Raw genomic sequence first — 25,438 nt, 5'->3', positions numbered from 1 at the left:
TATTGATTATCCATGTTGAGAAAAATTAAATTGACAGCACAATACAAGATTTTAAACATCCTTGCTTTCTGCACTGTCCTTACTGCATGTAACTCAGGTGAAAATGCTGCACCACTTCAGGTAAAACAACTGACCCAGGAAGAAGTTAACAAACAAACAGTCGCCATCGAAGGCTTGGTCAACCCTGTGTTTAATAATGATCTCAAATTAGAATTATGGGCAGTAGACTCATTGGTAGCTGATCCAATTTCCTTACAAATAGATGATCAGGGCAATGCTTACTATTCAAAAACAAATAGAAGAAAAATCTCAGAATTTGATATTCGAAGTCACCAGGATTGGGAGATTTCTTCCATTAAATTTAAAAATGTAGCCGAGCGAAAAGCATTTATCCATAAAGAATTGGCTCCAGAAAACAGTGCTAAAAACGAATGGCTTCCTGACATTAATGGAGATGGCTCACATGACTGGAAGGACCTCACTATTGAAAAAGAGAACGTTTTTGAAATCCAAGATACAGATGGTGATGGTAAAGCAGATCGTTCCACATTAATTGCCAGTGATTTTAATGAAGAAACATCTGACGTGGCTGGTGCGGTGTTGTATTATGATGATGCCCTATTTGTAGGTGTGGCGCCTGATCTTTGGAGGATGACAGATACCAATGGGGACGGTTTTATGGACGAGAAAAAATCCCTTGCCCATGGATTTGGTGTGCATATTGGTTTTGGAGGACACAATATGTCTGGGCTTAAAGTGGGGCCTGAAGGTAAAATCTATTGGGGAATAGGCGATATAGGATTTAGTGGGGAAGATGACAAGGGAAACCTTCTCGATTATCCCAATTGTGGCGTAATAGCTCGTGCCAATCCAGATGGTTCGGATTTTGAAATATTCGCTTATGGTGTTAGAAATACCCACGAATTTGATTTCGATGATTATGGCAATCTTATAAGTGTAGACAACGATGGAGATCATAAAGGCGAACGGGAAAGAATCGTCTATTTAGTGGAAGGATCAGATACAGGTTGGCGAATCAATTGGCAGTTTGGCAAATACCGTGACCCTAAGAACAATGGATACAAGGTTTGGATGGATGAAAAGATGCATCTTCCAAGAAATGAAGATCAGGCAGCTTATTATATACCTACTATAGCCAACTATGTAAATGGCCCTACAGGGATGCAGCACAATCCGGGAACCGGCCTTGGCGAACAATGGAAAAACAAGTTCTTTGTTGCAGAGTTTGGTGGCAATGCTGCTAGATCTGGGATTCATGCTTTTGACCTAAAACCAATGGGAGCAGGTTTTGAAATGGGAGAAACGGAGCAGATTCTCACGGGCATTCTTGCCACCGGAATGGACTTCGCACCTGATGGAGCCTTGTACTTCTCTGATTGGATTGATGGTTGGGTGAACAAAGGTTACGGAAGGATTTGGAAATTTACTGATCAAACTGCAACTGCTGATATCAGAAAACTTACTGCATCTCATTTAGCAAAAAAATATGCTGATTTATCTAAAGATGAACTTTCCACATTATTAGGCTTCGAAGACCAACGTGTCAGACAAAAAGCACAGTTTGAATTGGCAAAGCGATCAGAAGAGGGAATGGAAGTATTTTCTGCAGTTTTGGCCCAAAAAGATAGTCAGTTGGCGAGGATCCATGCCATTTGGGGAATCTCTCAGCTCGCGAGAGAAGATCCTAAAAGAGCGGAAATTTTATTGCCTTATTTGAAAGACAATGATGTTGAAATAGTCGCTCAGTCAGCCAAATGGCTAGGGGATTTAAAATTTATAAATGCAGCCAAATATATACTTCCGCTGCTTACATCAGATGTGGAAAGGGTTCAGTTTTTTGCTGCAGAAGCCCTAGGTAAAATGAAGTATGAAGGTGCTTTTGAAGACATGGTAACACTTCTTCAGGAAAATGACAATGAAGATTTATACATTAGGCATGCAGCCAGTCTTGCCTTATCCAGGGTAGGGAAGCCTTCAGCGATTGCTGATTTGGCAAGCCATTCTTCAGATGCTGTGCGACTTGGGGCTGTAATTGCACTTAGAAGATTAAGAGACGAAGGTATTGTAGCCTTCTTAAATGATAAAAGTGAATACATAATTGCTGAGGCAGCCAGAGCCATCAATGATGATTTTTCTATTGAAGCAGCCATACCAGCTCTCGGGAAATTGTTGGTGACTGGAGATTATACTTCAGAACCGCTACTTCGAAGAGCTATCAGTGCCAATTTAAGGTGGGGGTCTGAGGAAGCATTCAATAACTTATTGACTTATGCCAATCAAGCAAAAGCCCCTGAGGCAATGCGTGTAGAGGCCATAGCAGCATTGAGTACTTGGACTTCTCCCTCTGTGTTGGACAGGGTTGATGGATGGTATAGAGGTGAATTTAGCAGAGATATTGAGGGCTATCAGGCTTCAGCATCAAAGGTATTAATGGATTTAACTACAAGCAATAGCCATTTGATTCGTGAAGAAGCAGTGAGGGCTTTGGGTGAGTTGAAAATTTCAGAAGCCAATGAGCGCTTACTCGCTGTACTTTCAAATGACAAGGATGCAAAAGTTAGAGCGGAAAGTTTAAGGGCAATTGCTAAAATCCCAGAATCACCAATGGATAAAGCTTTAGAACAAGCACTTTCTGATAAAGAGAGAAGTGTAAGGGTGGCAGGACTCGATCTTCTTGAGGAGCTCAAAATTCCTGATGAAAGAAAAGCGGCGCTTTTAGATGAAGTTATTCAGAAAAGAACGGTAGAAGAACAGCAAGCTGCCGTCACAACCTTGGCAAAACTGGATCAAAATAGTACCAAAGCAATCTTTGAGAAATTATTGGTACAATTCGAAAAAGGGGAGTTACCTCAAGCCATTGAACTCGAATTTTTTGAAGCCATGGAGAAAAGAGAGGATAACCAACTTAAAGAAAGGTACGATCAGGTTCACGAAAGCATGAGTCAAGACGACCTTTTGGCTTCTTATAGTGGCAGTTTATATGGCGGCGATCTTGTAAAAGGAAGAAAGATTTTCTTTCAACATTCAACTGCTCAGTGTATCAAATGTCATGCTTATGATGATTTTGGTGGAAATGCAGGGCCTAAGTTGAATGGTGTAGGAGCCAATTTGACTCGGGAACAATTGTTAGAAGCAATTATTGACCCAAGCAATCGGCTTGCACCAGGATTTGGTGTTGTCACCCTTTCTCTAGACAATGAGGAGAAGCTAGCTGGAATCAAAATGGACGAAACAGAAGAAAGCATTACTTTGAAGATGGGTAATCAGCCTGATACCCTGATAATGAAAAGTCAAATACTAGAAAGGAAAGATGCGCCTTCGAGTATGCCAGACATGAAGCAATTTTTGAGTAGAAGGGAGATTAGGGACTTGGTTAGTTTCTTAGTAACTTTAAAAGAAGACTTTAATTGATTTTTAGAATAAAATAATTGAATAAAAAGCAATAGGCCTCATTTTATAAATGAGGCCTATTGCTTTTAATGCCTTTGAAGAAGTATTAATCGGTATAAGCCCTGATTATTCTCCTACTTAGGTTTTATTCTATAATGTTCCTTTTGTACTTGGAAGTTGATCCAGTGCGTTGAGGTCCTTTTTAACCGCCATTTTAATGGCTCTTGCCAAGCCTTTGAATATGGCTTCAATTTTATGGTGCTCGTTGTCTCCTTCAGCTTTGATATTTAGGTTACATTTGGCAGTATCACTAAAAGACTTGAAGAAATGATAAAACATCTCTGTTGGCATGTCTCCGATTTTTTCACGTTTGAAATCTGCTTCCCAAACGATCCAAGGGCGACCACCAAAGTCTATGGCCACTTGAGCCAAACAATCATCCATGGGCAGCAAAAAACCATACCTGTAGATGCCTTTTTTGTCTCCCATGGCTTTCAGATATGCTTCACCCAAGGCCAAACCAGTATCTTCTATAGTATGGTGCTCATCTATGTGTAGGTCTCCCTCAACTTTGATTTCCAAGTCGCATCCTCCATGTTTGGCCAATTGGTCTAGCATATGATCAAAGAAAGGAAGCCCAGTGCTAATGCTGCTTTTTCCTGAACCGTCAAGATTCAATAGTATGGATATATTGGTTTCAGAGGTCTTGCGAATGACTTCAGCTTTCCTTGGAGGAAGTTTTAGATATTCATAAATGGCATCCCAATTGTCAACACTCTTGTCAGCATTATTGACTACCTCTTTCCCAAAAAAAATGGATTTGCAACCAAGGTTTACAGCTAAGGTTACATCCGTTTCCCTATCACCTATTACGTAAGAGTTATCCAAATCATAATTTCCGTTGAGATAGGCTGTGAGCATGGCAGTACCAGGTTTTCTGGTCGGTGCATTTTCATGTTCAAAGGTTTTGTCAATATGGATATCCTTGAAAAATACACCTTCCTGTTCCAAGGTTTTAAGCATTTTGAATTGTGCTGGCCAAAAAGTGCTTTCAGGATAGGAATCTGTACCCAAGCCATCTTGGTTTGTAACAAGTATAAGCTCATAGTCACCTTCCTCGGCAATTTTGACCAAGTTGCTAATAGCACGGGGTATAAATTCAAGTTTTTCTAAACTATCTACTTGATAATCTGTAGGGGGCTCTTTAATGATTGTACCATCCCTATCTATAAATAATAGCTTTTTTTTCATGCTTCAATCTCTTCTAGTGCTTGTTAGTATTATTCCTAAGGACTTCTTTTAAAGCATTGATCAACTGTGTGTTTTCCACTTCGCTTCCAACTGTTATTCTCAAACAATCTTCACATCGTTGTACTTTTGAACGGTCTCGGACGATTATCTTTTTATCAATTAATTGCTGATAGGCCTGATTGGCCTGGGGTACTTTTACCAATAGAAAATTAGCAGCTGATGGATAAACTTTTTCAACTTCAGGAATTGTCTCTAGGGCTATCTTTAATTGTTCCTTTTGAACCAGAATTTCCTTTACCATTTGTTGGAGTTGCTTGGTATTGCCAATGGCTTCTAAAACGGTGTCTTGGGTCAAACCACTAATATTATAAGGGGGTTTGATTTTATTAAGTATGCCGATTATTTCCAGGGAGGCAAAAGCCATTCCCAGGCGTAGCGTTGCCAAGCCCCAAGCTTTGGATAGCGTTTGCATAACGAGCAAGTTGGAATATTGGCTCAATTCCAGGCTAAAGCTAGCCTCATCACTGAAGTCAATATAGGCTTCGTCAACTACCACTAATCCATCAAAATTTGATAGAATTTGATAGATAGCTTGACGGTTAATTTTATTTCCACTTGGGTTATTAGGAGAGCAAATGAAAATGATTTTTGTATGGTCATCTACTGCATCCAATACATTTTGCACCTCCATGTCAAATGCAGGGGAAAGGGAGACTTTCTTTGTTAGCACATCATTAATACCAGCACTTACTTCATACATGCCATAAGTTGGGGGCATGATGATAACATTGTCAATTCCCGGTCTGCAAAAAGCCCTGAACAACAAATCTATGGCTTCATCGCTGCCATTGCCCAAGAAAATATTGGAGGGTGACACCTGCTTGATTGCCCCTAGTTTCTCCTTTAACTTGGTCTGATATGGATCTGGATACCTATTGAAAGGTTGTTCTGATACTGAACCCAGTGCATTTTCATTTGCATCTAGAAAAATCCCCTCTTTACCAGTATATTCATCCCTAGCAGATGAGTAAGGTTTCAGTGAAGCTATATGCGGCCTAAGTAACTTTTGAAGATCAAATGCCATCTATTTGTTTTCTTTATCCAGGTAATTCAAACGTATACTAACAGCCTGTTTGTGGGCCATAAGTTGTTCATTCTCTGCCATCACTTCTATCACAGGGCCCAAAGCTCTTAGCCCTTCTTCTGTGATTTTCTGATAGGTGATTTTCTTCACAAAACTATCCAATGACACACCTGAATAGCTTCTTGCATAGCCATTGGTAGGGAGGGTATGGTTGGTACCAGAAGCATAGTCTCCAGCAGATTCTGGGGTAAAATTCCCTATAAATACCGAGCCTGCATTTATAATTCCTTTTACAGCTTTGTCTTCTTCCTTGATATTAATGATCAAATGCTCTGGAGCGTATTCGTTTATCAGTTCCAAAGCAATATCCATGTCTTCAATCACAACCGCCAAACTGTTTTCCAATGCTTTCCTCGCTGTTTTCTGGCGTGGCAAATGTTCTAATTGATCATTGACTTCAACAATGATTTTATCCACTACTTTTTCCGAAGGACTTACAAGAATTACCTGGCTGTCTGCTCCATGCTCAGCTTGTGATAGTAAATCAGCAGCCACAAATGCTGGTATAGCAGTTTCATCCGCATAGACCAAAACCTCAGAAGGGCCTGCAGGCATATCGATCGCAACTCCTTTTTTAGCAGCTATTTGCTTTGCTGCTGTTACATATTGATTTCCAGGACCAAATATCTTGTCTACACGGGGAACTGATTCTGTTCCATAGGCAAGGGCGGCAATGGCTTGGGCACCTCCAGCTTTAATTACTTTGCTTATACCAATTAACTTGGCAGCATATAAAATGGCTGGATGAACTTGACCTTTTTGATCTGGAGGGGTGCAAAGAATAATTTCTTCACAGCCTGCTAATTTTGCAGGTATGCCGAGCATAAGTACAGTAGAAAACAAGGGCGCTGTACCACCTGGTACATACAAACCTACCTTCTGAATGGCTACACTCCTGCGCATGCAAGTCACCCCTTGCATTATTTCTGTGCTTAAAGGTGGCGATTCTTGTAATTTATGAAATTTCTCAATATTGGACTTGGCTGTTTTAATCGCATCTTTCAGTGCTTTATCAACTTGCTTTCCAGCATTTTTAATCTCCATAGGATCTACCATTATGGAGTCAATTTCCACATGGTCATATTCAAAGGCGAATTTACGAAGGGCTTTGTCTCCCTGCCGCTTCACCTTCTTCATGATCGGTTTTACAATCTTTTCTATGTCCTTAGTTTTTTGGACTGGTCTTGCCAGTTCTTTCTTCCAGATCTTTTTATCAGGGTTGACCAGGATTTTCATACGCTATGAATTTTGTAATGGGAATAAACAATGAATTGAGGCTATTTCCCATCAGTGTTCAATCTATTCCTAAATAAGCATCTTCTCAATGGGAACAACCAAAATACCCTGTGCTCCAGCATTTCTTAGTTCCTCAATGTTTTCCCAGAATTGGTCTTCACTAATTACAGAATGAACAGAAGACCATCCTTCTTCTGCCAATGGCAAAATAGTTGGGCTTCTCATACCAGGTATTAATGAAATAATTTTGTCTAAAGAAGTATTTGGTGCATTCAAAAGGACATACTTGTTCTTTTTGCCTTTTTGGACAGCATCTATTCTAAAGAGTAACTTTTCAACTGAAGTCTGCTTGGCAGCATTGATGGCTTTGTGACTTATAAGTACAGCCTGGGATTGGAAAATTTCTTCCACCTCTTTAAGGCCGTTCATCATCAATGTAGATCCTGAACTAACAATGTCACATATCCCTTCCGCTAAACCAATACTTGGAGCAATTTCAACTGAGCCACTAATTTCGTGAATATCAGCGTTGATATTTACTTTTTTAAGGTAATCACCAAGAATTTTAGGGTAAGAGGTGGCAATGTTTTTGCCCTCAAAATATTCGATACCTGAGTAAGATTCTCCTTTTGGGATAGCCAAAGAAAGCCTGCACTTAGAAAAGCCCAATTGCTTAAGGACATCGACATTTTTGTCTTTTTCAACAAGCTCATTTTCTCCTACTATTCCTAAATCTGCAATACCATCGGCAACGTATCCTGGAATGTCATCATCTCTTAGGAACAAAAATTCTATAGGGAAATTGGTTGACGTAGATTTTAATTTACCTGTGCCGTTATGAAATTTTATGCCACACTCTTTAATGAGTTTGAGGGAATCGTCACTTAAACGCCCACTTTTTTGAACGGCAATCCTGATAATGTTTTCCATGGAATTATGTATACAATAAATACTTAGAATATATTTAGTTTGAATTGTTTCCCCCGGGGTAGGAGGTTAGAGGCAGAGGAAACCTCCATTTAGGAGCAATGATGACCTGCATGATGCATATGTGCATTTGCCGGATATAAAAATTTTAAGGTAAAGCGTAAACTTCCTGTATTCATCATAGTAGTGCAAATTTAGTCAGCTATTGCAAATTTGCAAAAAAAAATGAGGTTTACTGTGATAAAAAAAGACTCTTTTTATTCTTTTTAAATAGTTACAGGAGTATTGTAGGGAAAGCAAAACGCCTAATTTCATTTATTCTGCTTTCGTAATAGTCAAAGTGATTGATTAGGCTGTTTGTAGTCACTATTTTTACATCAAAATCAATCGGCTTTCCTAAGATTTTTGGACTTTCAGTTTAAAAAACACCAATTCGTTCCTAAGGTGATTATAAAAATAGGACTATAAAATGGCCGGTTTTATGCGCCATAAGGCTAGTTGTACTGATAAAAATCATTTACTATTCTATCATAATTAATGATATCCTTGTATTGAGCGTTACTTTTAATTTTTGCAATTGATTTTTTAAGCAGCATGTTAATGATTCGATTATCAAACATTACTGTCTTAAAAGTTGGCTCATCAGCGATTAAAACCTTTGTATATTGACTATTTTGAATGTTTTTGCCCAATAGTTCATTTGCTATAGTCAGCATTTCCTGGCCTTTTTTATCATCTATCCATTCAAAAAATATCAGATTCATTTCTGAAATAATTGGCTTGGCTTTCTTCAGCCACTTTTTATTTATTTCCATTTTCTGCTCAACTATTTTGTAAATATCTGTCAGGTTAAATGGAATTACTTGCTGGTTGTCATTGAAGATAGTTGCTAAATTATTTTTTATAGACAGATCAATGAAAATTTTGGTTGTATTAAATTCTTTCTGAAAGTAAGCTGGATCAAGAATTTGAAGTGAATTCTCTAAAGTTGAAATTAATATGTCATTTTCATTGATTACGTTTTCAACTTCTGAGATGGGTTCGAAGATAAAGCTGTTTAAATCGATATCTGCCAAGGTTGAAAACGAAGCAATGCTTCTATCTACTATCGTGATTTTATTGAAACCTTTATTAGTAAGATTTTTGTAAATTCTTTTGCTTAAGGCATTGAATCCTAAAATCGCAATTTTTGGATGTTTTAAACTCTTTACCAACTCAGTAATTAAGTCTGAGACAGTATAGGTAATTGAGAAGTTAGGCAATTGGTAATCCACCTGTTCTTTGATGCGTTTATTGGTTGCCATTAAATTATTCCACCATGTTTTAAGGTATTCACCTACCATGCCATTTTCTAGTGCTAAGTTATAAGCCTGAATAAATCTTGGGAACAATGGAGTGGACCCATAATTTGAAGATTGTACACCAAAACAAAGCTCTGAAAGGTGGACTAATAATTTTTCTTCGTCTGAAGTTTGGTGGAATTCATTTTTTATAGGTACTCCGCCACTTAAAGTAGCTTCAGTTATGGCTTCAAATATTCGGTCTTCAAGATCTAAATCACTAAAATATATTATTTCAGTTCTCTCCGGAATTGAAAGGATTATCAATTCTTTAATTTCTGGCCACGATTTTAGTCTGTATAGTAACTGTTTGCTCTCCTCATCACTCAAATAAAAAGCATCGCTTTTTAAATTGTATAAATTCCCGCTAAAACTCAATAATCTAAACTGTCCCATTATTGCTGTTTTTATTTGACTTAAGTACTTCGATACTATACGCATCTTCATACTTTGCCGGATTTACCGGTCTATAAAAATTAATACTCAAATTTAAAAATAATATAAAAACAACTAAAAATTAGTCGATGAACACGCAACTACCGTCGGTAAAATAGCCCAAAGTGACGGTGAAATAATTCGGAGGGCTAACTTAATGTTTTATAAGCTGTTAAAAAAATAAAAGTCAGGTTTAACCACCAGACTTTTTAGCTTTATAGGCTTTACTAACCAAATAATCCATTACTTTATCTCTTTGGTCACCTTGGATTAAAATTTCCCCATCCATGGTATTTCCTCCTACACCACATTTTGCTTTTAGGTCTTTACCCAATGCTTTCAAATCATCTTCTTGCCCAATAAAGCCAGTTACGAGGGTAACTTGTTTTCCACCCCTTGATTTTTTGTCTAGCAAAACCTTTAAATTTTGTTGTTGAGGTGGAAGTGTATTTTCCTCCCCATCTTTATTTGTATCAAAATCAAAGTTGTCCGCTGTTGAATAGACTAACCCATCTCTCTGTTTCCAATCGTTGCTCTTTTTTCTACCCATATTCTCTCTTTATTTTTTAAATTTCATCGTCCATACTGGTTTCTTGGAGCTATTGACAACATCTTCGGCAATACTGCCACCTAAAAGGTGCAGAAATCCGGTTCTACCATGTGTAGACATAGCGATGAGATCAGCCTCTATGAAGTCTGCAAATTCATTAATTCCTTCTTCTTCGCTGTCAGCATTGAAAACATCTATGCCAACATTTTCTAAATTGTTAGACTGTATAAATGCACTTATTTTCTCCATTGAGTCAATGGATTTTTCAAAAGAATTAGGTGTATTTATTTTCACAAGCCTAATTTCTGCGCCAAGCAAATCCTGTAGTGTTTTTAATTTTTTGATAACTTTTTTGCTGTTTTCACTGAAGTCGCTTGCGAATACAATCTTTTTAATGGAAGTGGAACTTACTGGACCTTTTACAGTGATAACAGGACATGCTGAGTGCCTTACTACTTTTTCAGTATTCGAGCCTATAAGTATTTCTTCAAGTCCACTAGATCCTTTGGAGCCCATAATTACCAAGCTAGCACCTATTTCCGTTATTTCGCCTGATATACCTGCATAAGGATTACCAAAAGATAAGTTTGTGCTAAATTTATAGGCTTTGCCTGAATGGGTTTCCTCAAGTTTTTTGAATTGTTCTTTTCTTTTGTTAACCACATCTACCATATAGATTTTATCTATAAAGTTTTCGCCCATACTTACTTCACCCATGGTGTTAAAGTTTTGAGAAGTAGGTATTTCGATGATGTGGATTAGCTTAAGTTTACAGGCAGCTTTTGTAGCTAATTCTTGAGCGAGTTCAAAGGCATATTCAGCCTCTTCTGAAAAATCGTAAGGTACTAAAATACTTTTCATAGAATTTGTGCTGTTAAATTTAACTATTCATTTAAACTACATAAAAGTAACCAATTTAGGTGCAAAATGAATCAATACTTTAAAAAATCATCCAACCTATTCCGAAAAATAATACGCAAAAGAGTGTAGATAAGGCCATCACCTTTAAATAAGGATCTAGTTTTTCAGGGGCTTCAAACTTACCAACTGCCCAGCCAGTTTTTAAAATAGTAGGTGCCATAAATAAAAAGGCCAATGCCCCATAAGCTTGCTCAACTAGTATAAAAGCCAATAACAATAACAATGCAGTAATGATAAGTGCCCAGTGGTATTTTTGAGCTGCTTTTTTTCCTATCCTAACAGGAATGGAAAGTTTACCTGCGGCTTTATCAGAAGCTATGTCTCTTATATTATTGATGTTTAACACGCCCGTGCTTAGGAGTCCAATAGAAGCTGCTGGCAACCAAAGAACAGGGTCAAATGTCATGGTATGCAAGTAGTAAGTGCCCATGACGCCAACACAACCAAAAAACAGAAAGACCGAAATATCGCCTAAACCGGCGTAACCGTAAGGTTTTTTTCCTGAAGTATAGGTAATTGCAGCAACGATAGCCAATAAACCAATGCCCAAAAACAATAGAAACTTAAATATGTCTTCCAGAGCGATGAATAAAAGTATCAAGCCACTGATTAAGGACAGGGCTGAAAAAATAATCATTGCTATTCTCATTTCAGCAGCCTTTATAAGCCCTGATTGAACAGCCCTTACAGGTCCTTGTCTTCCATCATGGTCTGCACCATTGATGCTGTCACCATAGTCGTTGGCTAGATTAGACAAGATTTGTAATAGGGTAGTTGTGATTGCTGCCAACAGTAATACTGACCACCTGAACCCAGACGTTTGAAAAGCGATAAAACTCCCCATGAAAATACTCGATAACGCAAGTGGGAGTGTTCTAAGTCTCAGCGCATGGGTCCATGCTTGTCTTTTAGTGGTAATGATCAAGTTCAATAATTTTTAATAATTGTAAAAGAGATAGCTAAAATTCACCAGTGGAAATGTAGTTAAATTATCCATTTTTCAAATATAGATCGGGCAATGGGTTTAGGAATTAATTAAATTTATAATCTCTTCATCCATTGGCTTAACAGCGGAAGGGAAGAACTTTACCAAAGCCCCTTTTTCATTAATAAAATATTTACAGAAATTCCAAGTTGGTTCTTCATTGTTCCAACCATTCATATCCTTATCGGAAAGCCATCTATAAAGCGGGTGCTTGTCAACCCCTTTGACGGAAATTTTTTCAAAAATAGGAAAAGAAATGCCATAGTTTTCTGAACAAAATGACTTGATGTCTTCGCTGCTACCTGGTTCTTGTCCCCCAAAGTTATTGGCAGGAAAGGCAAGTATAGTAAGCTTATCTTCATAGGCTTCATAAAGTTCTTGTAATTCGGCATATTGCGGGGTGTACCCACATTTTGAAGCCACATTGACTAGTAATAATTTTTTCCCTTTATATTTAGCCAAATCAACAGGATTACCATCGATATCATTTAAGGTAAAATCATAAATACTTTTTGCTTCTATCATGATTTTAGGGCTTAAATTATCCAGAGAATTGAACTTGACTGCAGTATTTGTAAGTGGATTTTGAATGGAGAACTGCAAAGCGACCAAGCTTATAGCGAAAACGTAGAAAATTGATTTCATAATTACATTTTTTGTGGTACATCTATTCCCAATAACTTCATTCCAGCATTGATTGTTTTAGCTACTCTATCTGACAGCGTTACCCTAAAGGACTGGATTTCATTTTTGGCTTCACTAAATATAGGGAGTTCCGCATAGAATCTATTATACTCCTTAGCCAAATCAAATAAATACATGGCTATTATTGCTGGCGAAAGGTCTTCGGCTGCCAGGGCTATTTTTTTAGAATAATCTGAAAGCATAAAGACCAATTGCTTTTCAACATTCTCCAATTCGCCTAATCCGTCAAAGTTATTGCAGCTATAATCCAAACCGATTTGATCTGCCTTTCTTAGGATAGCAGCAATACGGGCATGGGTATATTGGATAAATGGACCGGTATTTCCTTGGAATTCTATGGATTCCTGAGGGTTGAACAACATTCGTTTTTTAGGGTCTACTTTTAAAAGGAAATATTTAATAGCCCCTAAACCCAGCATTTCGTACAGTTTTTCCGCTTCTTCTTGGCTAAATCCATCTATTTTTCCAAGTTCTTGGGTGTGGGTTCGTGCAGTATCTACCATTTCCTGGATCAGGTCATCGGCATCTACGACTGTTCCTTCACGAGATTTCATTTTTCCTGATGGTAGGTCTACCATACCGTAGGAAAGGTGGAATAAGTTATTGGCATAGGGCCGCTCCAACAAGCCCATTATTTTAAACAAAACTTCAAAATGATAATCTTGTTCGTTGCCTACTACATATACAGACTTGTCTATGCCATGGTCTTTGAATTTCAAGTCTGCAGTGCCCATGTCCTGGGTCATGTAAACAGATGTGCCATCAGCTCTCAGGACAAGCTTTTCGTCAAGTCCTTTTCGGCTTAAATCTGCCCAAACAGAGCCGTTTTCTTTCTTGAAGAATACTTCTTTTTCCAGTCCCTCAGTGACAATGTCTTTTCCCAAAAGGTAAGTGTCTGACTCGTAGTAATATTGGTCAAAAGAAACGTTCATCTTTTTGTAGGTCTCATTGAACCCCTGATAAACCCAGTTGTTTAATTTTTTCCAAAGGCTAACCGTTTCCTCATCGCCTAATTCCCACTTCACCAAGGATTCTTGTGCTTCTTTCATCCATGGCGCTGCTTTTTTTGCATTCTCCTCAGTCATGCCCTCGGCCATTAACTCTTTGATTTGCTTTTTGTATTCCTGATCAAAGAGTACGTAGTACTTGCCCACCAAGTGGTCACCTTTCATCCCTGCCATTTCAGGAGTCTCCCCATGTCCCAATTTTTGGTAAGCGACCATTGACTTGCAAATGTGAATGCCTCTGTCATTTACCAGGTTGGTTTTAATGACTTCATAACCATAGGCATTGAGTATATTGGAAACTGCAAAGCCTAGGAAATTATTCCTTAAATGTCCCAAGTGTAGCGGTTTGTTGGTGTTTGGTGAACTGTATTCTACCATTACCTTTTGATTTCTTGGCGCAAAATGTCCAGGAGTTTGCTCCGTCATTAATTGGGAAAGTAAGTCTACCCAAAATGCAGAAGAAAGACTGATGTTTAAAAATCCTTTAACCACATTGAAATCAGCTACAGAAGGATGATTTTCTATCAAATAATTACCTATTTTCTCCCCAGATTGTTCAGGAGAACCTTTGGTTATTTTGAGATAAGGGAAAAGCACAAAGGTATAGCTGCCTTCAAATTCTTTTCTAGTTGGTTGAAGGCTTAGGTCTTCACTGTCTACCTTATGATTAAATAATTGCTCAAAGGCCTTCGCTATTGTCTTTAAAATGCTTTCTTGAATATCCATATTGTCAATTGCTTCCTGATTATCGAGGGGCAAATATAAGGCTTTCCTTTCAAAGAGGAGAGGGCAGGGCCTAAAATATATGGGGAGGGTTTTGTCTAATAGTTGCTTTCTTTGCCTGCTTTTAAACCATAGGGAACGAGTAAAGCGTTATTTCTTTTACCTAAATCCAAAGGGGCTGATAACTAGGAGATTCATGAGTCGATTTTTTCTCTAGTATAAGTTTTCTAAGAAAAACCAATTCAATTTACCTGTAGCATTGGACATGGGATATGGTCTGCTAAGCAGGTCATGAAGAATTATTTGTTTAAAAATAAATTATTAGTAATAACCCACAACTATCGGACTAAGTATTTCGTAATAAAATTCGATTAGCTCTTCCTAACTAAATAAGTAATAAAATTCATAAATTTTAACACAGGTCTTTAATATGAAACATGGTCTCTTATTGCTCTTTTTTATTTCCGGGGTCTCTACTGCCTTTGCGCAATTCGATAAAGGAGATTTATTTGTTGGGGGTAATTTTGGTTTCTCCATAAATACCACTGAAAACTCAAACCCAGGCCGCTCCACCTATCTTGCTATAAACCTTAGTCCAAATTTAGGTTACTTTATTAGCGACCTATCTGTTATCGGTATCAATCCTCAGGTTAATTTTTATAGGAATAAAAACATTACATCAAGTAACGAGAAAATCAGTTCTAATAGTGTATCAGGTGGTATAGGCTTGTTTTATAGAAGGTATTTTCCTGTGGTCGATAATTTTTATCTTTTTCTTGAACCCAAAGCTTCCTATAATTCATCCTTTGATGAGGAAAATAAGCCCAAGTCATTTGGATTTTCTTTATCCCCTGGTGCATCCTATAAAATTAGCCCCAAATGGATGGTAGAAGCTGCTTTGGGTGGTTTGGTTTATCATAAGTCCTATAATTCTTCAGGAACAAATCAGGGTTATGATGATTCCCGGTTTGCCTTTGATTTAATCAGCACCAATAGTATAGGGATCGTTTATTTCATTAATCAAAAAGACCAATGAAGGAGTTTTTAATCCTTTTTGTTTGCTTGGGGATTTATGCCATGGATCAAGAGGCAAATGCTCAGATTTCGCAAGGAAATCATGCTGTAGGCTTGGAATTCGGATGGAGTGATAGGTCTGTAGATTTATTTGATGAAGGGATCCAACAGAATGATTTCTTCAGTTTAACGCCTAGCTATTCCTATTTTATTAAAGACCAGCTCAGTATCATAGGTGGTGGGAGTTTTTATAAAAGGAATAATAAAAGGATCAACCAAAATCCCAATGCTTCTGGCTCGGAAAGAAAGGAATTGGATGTATGGGTGGGGTTGAGAAAACACATTGAAATTCGTCCCAAATTGTTTATGATAGCTACCTATGGGCTCAGGTATTCACATTCTGATTATTTGATTGAATCAGTTGTTGCGAATGAAGAATGGTTATACTTTTCGCAGCAAAAATTAAATCAACTCGGCCTTTTTGGGAACTTTGGATTGGCTTATTTTCCAAGTGAAAAATTGAGCTTTGAACTAATATTTATGGAAAGCCAATTTTTTAAGTTCTATAATAAGAGTACCGTTAGCGCTCATAATATCAATAACTATCAGGACAATGGTTGGGGTTTTGAAGTGGATGGTTTTCTTGACCAACCAAGCCTAGCCTTCAGGTATTATTTTTAATTCAATTATGTGAGGAAATATTATGTTTAGTGAATAGCACCCTCGCTATAGGTTAATGATTTATTGTGTTTTAAATTTGGAGGAGGCAGCGGTTGAACTGTTCTTCAGCTAAAAAAGAAAATAAATATCTTTACACGTTTATCAATGCTTTGTTTAGCCTATTGGTGAAAACCCATAAATGGATTGCTAATCAGGGTATAACGAGGGGGAATCCTGCACTAAAATGAACAAGAGCCATTTATCAAAGAAGGAGATCAATAGAGGGGAAGTTGTCAATGGGAATGAAATCAGAGACGGAATTTTCGACTTTATTAAATCTCATTATCCTGATTTTACTAGAGAAAGCAGTATTTCGATTGGAGAGCTAAATAAATACCGCCGGCTGTATTTGACCAAACTTATCGAACAAGAAAATGGAGATTTAGCGGCTATTGACAAGGATGTAATGGATGCCATTCGTAACAATTCCATACTTTCTGAAAACTTACAAGAAGACATGGATACCGCTATAACCTTAGGTCAAAGGATGGCGGATAAAATCGCCTCTTTCGGTGGGAGTTGGACTTTTATTATTGCTTTCTTTTCATTCTTGACTTTGTGGATCGTAGCAAATATTTGGTTGCTTGCCAGCCATACCTTTGATCCCTACCCATTTATATTATTGAATTTAATGCTTTCCTGTATTGCAGCTATACAGGCACCGATTATTATGATGAGCCAAAACCGGCAAGGACAAAAAGACAGGCAGAGAGCTGAACTTGATTACAAAATCAACCTTAAGTCCGAACTCGAAATTCAACTGCTGAACGAGAAAATTGATCATCTATTGGTGCATCAGAATAAAAAGCTACTTGAAGTCCAGGAAGTGCAAATTGACTATTTAGAGGACTTGGTGAAAGAACTGAGAAATAGTAAACCGGATGATGGGAAAAAGTAAGAAAAGCTGGAAACTCGCAAAAGCATTCCTAAATACCTCCCTATCATAAGCCTTATATTATTTGCAGTCCATTTTTTAACAGATGTAGATAAATTAAATTTTTTAAATTAAAAATATGCTTTTAATGTAATAATTAGCCCATTTGTGTAATTGTGTGTAAAATGTTAAGGTTATTTACAGTTTGGGGAGCTTGCTCCACATTTTTGTACTTTTAGGAAACAAGGCAACAATGATACAGTATTTCTTCAGAGTATATTAAAAACCGTGTTTAAAGTGTATTGAGTAGTATTTAAGTTTAATTATATGTTTATAAAATTACTTGGCACACCATTTGGCTAAGGATAATTGAAAATAATATTTAAAAAGTATTGTTTAACCAATTATTATTTAACCAATAAATCTAAAATGTCATGAAAAAGTTAATTTTGAGTGTCGCCGCAATGACTGTATTTGCTTTTGCAAACGCTGGATCAACAGTAGTACCAGTATCTCAAGAATGGTACCAAGAAACAACCAAAATTGATCCTGAAAGTCTACCTGAAAAAGTGAAAGAAGGGATTCAGAATGATCTAGAGTTGAAAGACTTGAAAATAGCTGAAGCCCATCAAGTAATGGTAGAAGGACAACTACAATATTTGATAAAATTTGAATCAGAAACTCCTGGTGAACAAATTGAAAAGAAATTTGACGCCATGGGAAAGGAAGTAGTAGAAGTGGAAGCACCAGTAGAATTATCAGAGCCAGTTAAATAATAACGCTGGACTAATACCCTATTAAAAATAACCAACTATTAAGCAATGGTCCCTGACCATTGCTTTTTTTATTTTAAAAATTTAACGACTGGCTTGGTTTCTAAATATTCTATACTGATTTTTTATTTCTTGAGCAGACATTCCTTGATGTACAAGCAATTGATTTCGGAAGTGTAAAGGCGCTTTTTTATCTAATAATAAAGGCTCTTGACCTGGAAATGCCATGTTTTGCATGCTATTTCGTTTACGAAGAATCCATCCTTGATAGGAGGGGAGCATATCTGGCTCACCCATTATTACAACACCAGGGTCTGTGGGACCATTGTTTGTAATGTTCATCCAGTCGCCTGCGGCAACGGGTAAATTGTCAGGTGTTATTGCACCATTCTCATCATAAAAACCTACATTTTCAGACAACTTTAGCCTAGGTGAAAAACCTCCATATCCTTTAGGATCCTCAGACCCACCAATACGCACTCCAGGGGTTAATGGCTTTAATGTAATGTCAAAGGTTATTTTATAAGCTTGGCCTCCTATAGGCTGATAAGTGATGACAGTATTTTCTTCAACAAGGTTCTTTTTTAGTACTTTGTTGCCTTTCCAAATCACCTTAAGCGCAATAGTAGCTGAATTATTGGGATGAATTTTGGTTTTCATCTTCTTGACTTCCCATTCAATCCCATCGCTTATCCAAGGATCACCAATTCTCAAATCATCTACCCATAGCTGATGCCAGGTCCAGAATATCCCTCTATGGTGCAAATGGTCTTTAGGAAAATCTTCGGTAATAATTTCTCCTTTTGTATCAAATACGGGATGGAGGTAATTTGCCCTCGGGTATTCGCCATTTTGACTTATTGTTTCTTTTTGGTAAAACAATCTAGATTTCCCATCTGAAAGCAAAAGCACGCCACCATCTCTTTCCTCAAAGGTTAATATCTGACTGGTGGCCGATGGTACTTCAGCAAATAAAAATATTGCCGAAAACATTAAAAGAACAATTGTGGCAAAGGAATAGCATTTCATTTGAAGGAAAAAGGTTAGTTGTTTATAAATGTAAAAGATAAGCATGAGCTAACCAAGCGTCTATTTCTAATTGGCAGAAAAATGTCAGGAAACCCTTTTATATAATCCGTGTTTAATTTTTTTATCTTAAAACTTCATAAAACAAAAAGCGGAAAAAATGCTAAATTTTTTCCGCTTCAATTAAATTTTAAAAACCTTATTTCCTTGAAAGAGCTCTCTTAGCTGCTTCAACAATGTTTTTAGCATTTAAACCGTATTTTTCCAATAACTCTTCAGGTTTTCCTGATTCACCAAAAGAATCATCCATACCTATAAATTCAAGAGGTGCGGGTTGGTTTCTGATCAGCGTCTGAGCGACACTGTCATTCAAGCCACCATTGAATTGGTGTTCTTCTGCACTTACAGCACAGCCAGTTTTAGCAACAGATGTAAGGATAGCTTCAGTATCCAAAGGCTTAATGGTATGTATGTTTATTAGCTCTACTGAGATACCTTCTGCTCTAAGGATCGCTTCAGCTTCCACTGCTTCCCATACAAGATGCCCTGTAGCGAAAATGGTTACATCAGTACCTTCGATCATTTTCCAGGCTTTTCCAATTTCAAATTCCTGATTTTCAGGAGTGAAAATAGGCCATTTTGGTCTGCCAAATCGTAAATATACAGGCCCTTCATGCTCAGCGATAGCAATGGTTGCTGCCTTTGTTTGGTTGTAATCACAAGGATTTATGACCGTCATGTTAGGAAGCATTTTCATCATGCCTACATCTTCAAGGATTTGATGCGTTGCCCCGTCCTCTCCTAAAGTAAGTCCTGCGTGAGAGGCACAAATCTTTACGTTTTTATCAGAATAGGCTACAGACTGTCTAATTTGATCGTATACACGGCCTGTAGAGAAATTAGCAAATGTACCTGTAAAAGGTATTTTTCCTCCTATGGTTAGACCTGCAGCTGCTCCTATCATATTGGCTTCAGAGATACCCATTTGGAAAAAACGCTCAGGGAATTCTTTTTGGAAGGCCCCCATTTTCAATGAGCCAATAAGGTCTGCGCAAAGCGCTACTACGTTTTCATTTCTTCTACCTGCTTCTAGTAGGCCATCACCAAAACCAGACCTGGTGTCCTTTTTTTCGGTGTATGTATATTTTGTATCCAATTTATTTTCCATTATTCAAACTTTTATAGATCTGTTATCACCGAAATCAATAATCACCAAGTGTTTCTTTGAGTTGGCCTAAAGCATTTTCAAGTTGCTCGTCATTGGGAGCTACACCATGCCATTTGTGAGTGCCAACCATGAAATCTACTCCGTAACCCATGTCGGTATGTAACAGGTTTAGAACTGGTTTTCCTTTTCCAAGGAGGCTTTTAGCTTTTTCCAATCCTTTAACTACGGCTGACATATCATTGCCATGTTCAGTCACGATGACCTCCCAGCCGAATGCTTCCCACTTGGCTTTCAGATCTCCTAAGTTTATGATGTCTTTGGTAGGTCCATCTATTTGTTGCCCATTTAGATCTATGGTTGCGATCAAGTTGTCCAATTTATGGTGAGGTGCACTTAATGCCGCCTCCCATATTTGTCCTTCTTGCTGCTCTCCATCTCCCATAAGAACATAGACCGTTTTGTCGTCATTATTGATTTTTTTGGCAAATGCAGCACCTATCCCTACGGATAAGCCCTGACCCAAAGAACCTGAGGCTATGCGTATGCCTGGAAGACCTTCTTCGGTGGCTGGGTGTCCCTGCAATCTGCTATTTAATTTACGAAAAGTTTTTAATTCATTTGACTCAAAGTAACCGCTTCTGGCCAAAACACTATACCAAACGGGAGAAATATGCCCATTTGAAAGAAAAAACAAGTCTTCTCCAGTTCCGTCAAGATTGAAATTTGGGTTATTGGTCATTTGGTCAAAATACAAGGCTACGAAAAACTCCGTACAGCCCAAAGATGCTCCTGGATGACCTGACTGACAGGCATGCACCATTCGTAAAATATCTCTTCTTACCTGGGAGCAAATTGCTTCTAATTGTTCGGTTGATTTTTTTTCCATTGATTTGGAATTATTTAATAATTTGATTGGTGTGTTCCTTCGTTTTAACTTTTGAAATAATTTCTTCAATTATTCCTTTCTCATCAATAATAAAAGTGGTTCTGGCAGTACCCATGTATTTTCTACCGTACATGTTTTTCTCCACCCAAGTACCGTACTTTTCATGGACGCTCTTGTCTTCATCGGCTATTAGCGGAAAAGGGAGTTCAAATTTCTCAATAAACTTTTTATGAGATTTTTCTGCATCCGAGCTTATTCCCAGCACTACATAACCAGCATTCTGAAGACTTTCATAGTTGTCCCTCAAATTACAGGCCTGAGCAGTGCATCCGGGTGTGTTGTCCTTTGGATAAAAGTACAAGACTACTTTTTTGCCTTGAAAATCTGACAATTTAATAGTATTTCCATCTTGATCTTTTGACTCAAAGTCAGGTGCCGTTTGGCCTACTTCTAGTGACATAGTTGTAGTTTTTATTTTTACTATTGATTTTAGCCCTTAAATATCGGAATAAATTAAATGTTTCCCTTATAAATGCTCTCGTTATTTGCACGATCTCTTACTTTTAAGAGAACCACTCCCTTTAAAGCAGTTCCTGGCAGGGGATCAGACCAAATTATGGCCTGCTTGTGTTCATATCTCATTTGGGTCCATTTCCCATCTATCCACGCTTCGAAATCTTTGATGCCAGATAAATTGTCTTTAACCACAAACCTTATTTCATTATTATTGACGCGTACTGGACGAATTGTGGGAGGAATGCTGTCAATAGCCAATACAAAATCTCCAAAAACCCTGGTTTTGAAATTAATAAACTGCCCTTGCCAGTTGCCACCTAGAAAACTTCTGTGACCGTTTCTGTACAGTTGGTACATGTCGGTTTTGGAGGTATCCCCCTGAAAATTATCTACTTTCAATCTTGCCGAAATCGGTTGGCCTAGGTATTCAAATTGATCATTGAGCGTTAAGCCTTTCATTCCACTGTCTTCAAAAGTATTGATTCTTAAATAAAGATCGTCTAGAAGGCTTTCTTCCTCAAAGATAATTTTAACCTCTCCATTGTCTATTAGTGTTTCTTTGCCCGCAGTAATCTGTGCCACTACATCGGGAAAAAGGGTTTCTGAACACAGGTTAATAGAGTCGGGGATTCCCAATGCCATGTCCCAAAGGTAGGTGCGTTTGTTTTGCCCCACATAAGCATAAGGCAATTCCATGCTAAGACCATGTACATATACCATGGCCAGGTCTCCGGCTCCTGCATCGGTACTGTTTAGGATCAATACATTTTCCAGGTATTCTATCTGACTATTTCCCGAAGTATAGTTGGTTCCATTCAAGTCTATAGGGGCCAACTCTCCGCTAAATTTGATTCTCAAGTCTGATTCATTGGCATAAGCATCTACCAATTTCACAGTAATGGATTTTTCCTTACCGGGCAAAACAGAAATAGCACCACTTAATACAGAGTCAGGTTCATAGAATGAAAATTGATTGTTCCGCTTTTTATAAAGACGAGTATAGCGATTGCGGTAGGTATGTAGGAGGATATGGCGGCCAATGTTGAAATCTATCTCGTTGACTTCAGCTCTGAAAACTTTTTTATCTTCCTCATAGATTTCAAAAATGGGAAAACCATTTCTATTGTACATTTCATCAAGTTGGTCATAAGCCAGTACTTCTATGCCGACTTTTCCAGAGATTTTGATGGTAGGCTGGACTTCAAATGCCCCAGAGCTGTAAATAAGTGAAAACTCTTGCCGACGATACATTCCATTAACCCTGCTCTCCGGTGTAAGTGGGCTTATTGCCACTCTTCTGGCAATAGGAGAGGTACTGTCTTTAATTTCCTTGAAGCCTGCATGCAAGGGGTCAATGGCTCTGTTTAATGAATCCCTGATCTCAAAATGAAGGTGTGGACCACCAGAACTACCAGTATTCCCTGAATAGGCAATGGTATCACCTTGAGAAATAGGCAATTCCCCAGGTTCGAGTGTGTATTCCAATTCATTCTCCCGCGCTTCGTAGATTTTACCCTGCATGTATTCCACAATTGGAGACTCAAAACTTCTGAGGTGGGCATATACGGTGCTTGATCCATTGGTGTGTTTCAGGTACAGTACATTACCATAGCCAAAGGAGGAAACTTTTATTTTTGACACATACCCATCAGCGGAAGCATGGACCGCCAAGCCTTGTCTGCCCTCGGTTTTTATATCAATGCCAGTATGGAAATGATTGTTCCGTATTTCGCTCATGTTTCCAGCCAGAAAATTTTGTTGTCCTGGTTTTATAGGGAAGAGGTAATAGTCTTTCTGTGTTTGAGAAAGAAAGACGATGGCAAGGGAAATGAATAAGAGAGTAGTTAAGGTTTTATTTAATTTCAAAATCCAGCAATTTTTCATCTTCCACATAAGCCTCCAGGCGATCCCCAATATTCACTTTGCCAACACCAGCAGGTGTTCCTGTATAAATCAGGTCTCCGATTTTCAAGGTGAAAAACTTTGAAACATAAGCGATGATCACATCAAATGGGAAAAGTAACAATGAGGTATTGCCTGTTTGGCGTCTTTCACCATTAATGTCTAGGTGGAAATTAATGTTCGCTAAGTCGGGGAAGAATGCCACGGGTTTAAATTCACCCAAAGGGGCAGAACCATTAAAAGCTTTGGCTATTTCCCATGGTAGCCCCTTGTCTTTGCATTTTTGCTGCAGGTCACGGGCTGTAAAATCTATCCCAATACCTATTTCATTATAATACTTATGGGCAAACTTTTGTTGAACGTATTTACCTTCCTTACTTATCTTGAGGACCAACTCTACTTCATGGTGGATATTGTCAGAATATTCAGGGTGGTAAAATGGCGCATTGTTTCTTAGTAAGGCAGTGTCCGGTTTCATAAAAACTACAGGCGCATCTGGCTTTTCATTGTTAAGTTCTTCTATATGTGCCGCATAATTTCGGCCTATGGCAATAATTTTCATCTCTAAAGAAATATAGTATAGGCTGCAAAGAAAGGAATTCTAGGGCGATTTTAAAAGAAGGATTATTTAATTGGGAGGAAGTTTAAAATTTGTTTAAAAATTTATTGTGCTGGCTTAAAAACGGTTAGCTACTTTTTCTTGGTAAAGCCGTAAAAAAGTACTCTTTTTTCCTCTTTTGGTTTTGTTAAATTGAAGAATATTGGTTTATATTTGCATCACTGATCGGGAAGCGGTCGGAATTAATTTTTAGTTATGGTTTTGAAAGCCGGTATTTACACCAAGTTTGGGTAGTATACAGGTTAATAAAAGCCAAAATTGATAGTTTAAATGCTTCACCAACACATAGAGAGTTGGGTGAGTGGCTTAAACCAGCAGTTTGCTAAACTGTCGTACGTCTTAAAGCGTACCGGGGGTTCGAATCCCCCACTCTCTACTGAACAAAACCCTAGCTTATTGATACTCAATAGGTTAGGGTTTTTTCTTTTTAATCAGGGGCGAATTCAGGGGCGAATTATCCTGATTTTCACTCTAACCGCTTAATTCAAATTAAGTATTCCTGTTTTGTCATTTTCTAGAATTTGCCGAATTTTTTTAATGAGACCTAATAGTTTCCAACATCAAATATTTTTTCATTACAACAATTGGGTGGAGTGACCTGGAAATTGAAATGGACGTAATTTTTAAATTTACCATTTACTTTTTGCCTGATGAAAATGCAATAAAGAAGTCACCGATTAAAGGAAATGTTGGACCGGTTATTTTTTCTCTTTTGCAAAGCTCAAATTGGGTACAGTTTCCTCCATGTCCTCCAACGGCCAGTTTCAAACTTACAATTTCCAAATTTTTGATATGGTTCTGTGCAAGAATGAAGTCATCTCTTTCAATGGCTTGAAGGATCCTTCTTATCAGTTCAATAAGCATCTTGCCTTCATGCAATTTTTTTTCCTTCAAAACCCTCCATTCCAGCCACAAATACCTGTTTCCATAAACTTGGGGTACTACCCCAGCTAACTACCCCTGCCAACTTGTGACCATATTCGGCCAACAAACCAAACGAAAACTGAATATGAATGACATGATCTTTTCACCAATTGACAAAAGACAACTTATCCAGGAGATAGCTGAAGAAGTAGCTTCAAGGATAATCCCAGAGTTGCAGCCAGCTACTCCTGACGATGAATTGATACAGATCCCAGAAGCTATGAAACTGCTTGGGCGCTCCCGCACAACGATCAACAACTGGAGGAGGGAAGGCTTCCTGAAGGAACAGGTGATTAACACCAGGGTGTATTTCAAAAAGTCGGATATACTCAATGCCGGTCATCAGAAAAACGGCCGGAAAAAATAAAAGCGGATCATGCC

23 protein-coding genes and 1 tRNA gene are annotated in these 25,438 nt (G+C 38.0%); 7 read left to right on the top strand and 17 right to left on the bottom strand.

Annotated elements, in window-relative coordinates; translation table 11 throughout:
• Positions 1-12 precede the first annotated feature (12 nt).
• Complete coding sequence (locus AAC073_RS13490; RefSeq protein WP_339924303.1) at positions 13-3,432, top strand: HEAT repeat domain-containing protein; 3,420 nt, start codon at positions 13-15, stop codon at positions 3,430-3,432.
• 129 nt (positions 3,433-3,561) lie between these two features.
• Here the strand turns inward: AAC073_RS13490 and hisB are convergent, their stop codons facing one another.
• The 10 genes from hisB to argS form a co-directional block, all read right to left on the bottom strand.
• Positions 3,562-4,662, bottom strand: a complete 1,101-nt coding sequence (gene hisB, locus AAC073_RS13485) for a bifunctional histidinol-phosphatase/imidazoleglycerol-phosphate dehydratase HisB (RefSeq protein ID WP_339924302.1) — start codon at positions 4,660-4,662, stop codon at positions 3,562-3,564.
• Positions 4,663-4,675: 13 nt separating this feature from the next.
• The gene (gene hisC, locus AAC073_RS13480) at positions 4,676-5,746 is read right to left on the bottom strand and encodes a histidinol-phosphate transaminase (protein ID WP_339924301.1); all 1,071 of its coding nucleotides are present in this window, start codon (positions 5,744-5,746) and stop codon (positions 4,676-4,678) included.
• The gene (gene hisD / locus AAC073_RS13475) at positions 5,747-7,042 is read right to left on the bottom strand and encodes a histidinol dehydrogenase (RefSeq protein ID WP_339924300.1); all 1,296 of its coding nucleotides are present in this window, start codon (positions 7,040-7,042) and stop codon (positions 5,747-5,749) included. It lies immediately after the preceding gene.
• 69 nt (positions 7,043-7,111) lie between these two features.
• Positions 7,112-7,972: an ATP phosphoribosyltransferase gene (gene hisG, locus AAC073_RS13470; RefSeq protein ID WP_339924299.1), complete on the bottom strand. Its 861-nt coding sequence runs from the start codon at positions 7,970-7,972 to the stop codon at positions 7,112-7,114.
• A 491-nt stretch (positions 7,973-8,463) separates the two neighbouring features.
• A complete protein-coding gene (locus tag AAC073_RS13465) occupies positions 8,464-9,756 on the bottom strand; it encodes a hypothetical protein (protein ID WP_339924298.1) in 1,293 nt (430 codons plus the stop codon).
• A 181-nt stretch (positions 9,757-9,937) separates the two neighbouring features.
• On the bottom strand, positions 9,938-10,294 hold the full coding sequence (locus tag AAC073_RS13460) for a translation initiation factor (protein WP_339924297.1): 357 nt from the start codon (positions 10,292-10,294) through the stop codon (positions 9,938-9,940).
• A gap of 9 nt (positions 10,295-10,303) precedes the next feature.
• Positions 10,304-11,155 carry a universal stress protein gene (locus AAC073_RS13455; protein ID WP_339924296.1) on the bottom strand — a complete coding sequence of 284 codons (852 nt, stop codon included), beginning with the start codon at positions 11,153-11,155 and terminating at the stop codon, positions 10,304-10,306.
• 79 nt (positions 11,156-11,234) lie between these two features.
• Complete coding sequence (locus tag AAC073_RS13450) at positions 11,235-12,146, bottom strand: 1,4-dihydroxy-2-naphthoate polyprenyltransferase (protein WP_339924295.1); 912 nt, start codon at positions 12,144-12,146, stop codon at positions 11,235-11,237.
• 93 nt (positions 12,147-12,239) lie between these two features.
• Positions 12,240-12,845, bottom strand: coding sequence for a glutathione peroxidase (locus tag AAC073_RS13445; RefSeq protein WP_339924294.1), 606 nt, complete (start codon positions 12,843-12,845; stop codon positions 12,240-12,242).
• Positions 12,846-12,847: 2 nt separating this feature from the next.
• Positions 12,848-14,638, bottom strand: a complete 1,791-nt coding sequence (gene argS, locus AAC073_RS13440) for an arginine--tRNA ligase (protein WP_339924293.1) — start codon at positions 14,636-14,638, stop codon at positions 12,848-12,850.
• A gap of 427 nt (positions 14,639-15,065) precedes the next feature.
• Between argS and AAC073_RS13435 the strand changes: the two genes are divergently transcribed.
• The 4 genes from AAC073_RS13435 (at position 15,066) to AAC073_RS13420 (ending at position 18,019) form a co-directional block, all read left to right on the top strand.
• The gene (locus AAC073_RS13435; RefSeq protein WP_339924292.1) at positions 15,066-15,671 is read left to right on the top strand and encodes an outer membrane beta-barrel protein; all 606 of its coding nucleotides are present in this window, start codon (positions 15,066-15,068) and stop codon (positions 15,669-15,671) included.
• Positions 15,668-16,330, top strand: coding sequence for a hypothetical protein (locus AAC073_RS13430; protein ID WP_339924291.1), 663 nt, complete (start codon positions 15,668-15,670; stop codon positions 16,328-16,330). The genes AAC073_RS13435 and AAC073_RS13430 overlap by 4 nt, the downstream gene beginning before the upstream one ends.
• A gap of 223 nt (positions 16,331-16,553) precedes the next feature.
• A complete protein-coding gene (locus AAC073_RS13425; RefSeq protein WP_339924290.1) occupies positions 16,554-17,267 on the top strand; it encodes a DUF1003 domain-containing protein in 714 nt (237 codons plus the stop codon).
• A gap of 410 nt (positions 17,268-17,677) precedes the next feature.
• Entirely contained in the window at positions 17,678-18,019 is a 342-nt protein-coding gene (locus AAC073_RS13420; RefSeq protein WP_339924289.1) for a hypothetical protein, read from the top strand.
• A gap of 81 nt (positions 18,020-18,100) precedes the next feature.
• On the opposite strand, the gene AAC073_RS13415 is transcribed toward AAC073_RS13420, so the two are convergent.
• The 6 genes from AAC073_RS13415 to AAC073_RS13390 all read right to left on the bottom strand — a co-directional run bounded on the left by AAC073_RS13415 (position 18,101) and on the right by AAC073_RS13390 (position 24,076).
• Complete coding sequence (locus AAC073_RS13415; protein WP_339924288.1) at positions 18,101-19,045, bottom strand: DUF6807 family protein; 945 nt, start codon at positions 19,043-19,045, stop codon at positions 18,101-18,103.
• Between the two features lie 196 nt (positions 19,046-19,241).
• Entirely contained in the window at positions 19,242-20,210 is a 969-nt protein-coding gene (locus AAC073_RS13410; protein WP_339924287.1) for a transketolase family protein, read from the bottom strand.
• A 34-nt stretch (positions 20,211-20,244) separates the two neighbouring features.
• Complete coding sequence (locus AAC073_RS13405) at positions 20,245-21,096, bottom strand: transketolase (RefSeq protein ID WP_339924286.1); 852 nt, start codon at positions 21,094-21,096, stop codon at positions 20,245-20,247.
• 10 nt (positions 21,097-21,106) lie between these two features.
• A complete protein-coding gene (gene bcp / locus AAC073_RS13400) occupies positions 21,107-21,556 on the bottom strand; it encodes a thioredoxin-dependent thiol peroxidase (protein ID WP_339924285.1) in 450 nt (149 codons plus the stop codon).
• A gap of 53 nt (positions 21,557-21,609) precedes the next feature.
• The gene (locus AAC073_RS13395) at positions 21,610-23,478 is read right to left on the bottom strand and encodes a M23 family metallopeptidase (RefSeq protein ID WP_339924284.1); all 1,869 of its coding nucleotides are present in this window, start codon (positions 23,476-23,478) and stop codon (positions 21,610-21,612) included.
• The gene (locus AAC073_RS13390) at positions 23,465-24,076 is read right to left on the bottom strand and encodes a fumarylacetoacetate hydrolase family protein (RefSeq protein WP_339924283.1); all 612 of its coding nucleotides are present in this window, start codon (positions 24,074-24,076) and stop codon (positions 23,465-23,467) included. Before AAC073_RS13390 ends, AAC073_RS13395 begins: the two co-directional genes overlap by 14 nt.
• Before the next feature lie 344 nt (positions 24,077-24,420).
• On the opposite strand from AAC073_RS13390, the gene AAC073_RS13385 reads away from it, so the two are divergent.
• Positions 24,421-24,509 (top strand) — tRNA-Ser (locus AAC073_RS13385).
• A gap of 260 nt (positions 24,510-24,769) precedes the next feature.
• Here AAC073_RS13385 and AAC073_RS13380 read toward each other — a convergent pair.
• Positions 24,770-25,027: a hypothetical protein gene (locus tag AAC073_RS13380; protein WP_041934830.1), complete on the bottom strand. Its 258-nt coding sequence runs from the start codon at positions 25,025-25,027 to the stop codon at positions 24,770-24,772.
• A gap of 76 nt (positions 25,028-25,103) precedes the next feature.
• Between AAC073_RS13380 and AAC073_RS13375 the strand changes: the two genes are divergently transcribed.
• Positions 25,104-25,424: a helix-turn-helix domain-containing protein gene (locus AAC073_RS13375; protein WP_339924282.1), complete on the top strand. Its 321-nt coding sequence runs from the start codon at positions 25,104-25,106 to the stop codon at positions 25,422-25,424.
• Positions 25,425-25,438 lie beyond the last annotated feature (14 nt).

The organism is uncultured Cyclobacterium sp. (assembly GCF_963977555.1).
Lineage (GTDB): Bacteria > Bacteroidota > Bacteroidia > Cytophagales > Cyclobacteriaceae > Cyclobacterium.
The sequence above is the reverse complement of the archived record's forward strand: the minus strand, read 5'-3'. Positions and strand labels throughout refer to the sequence as shown.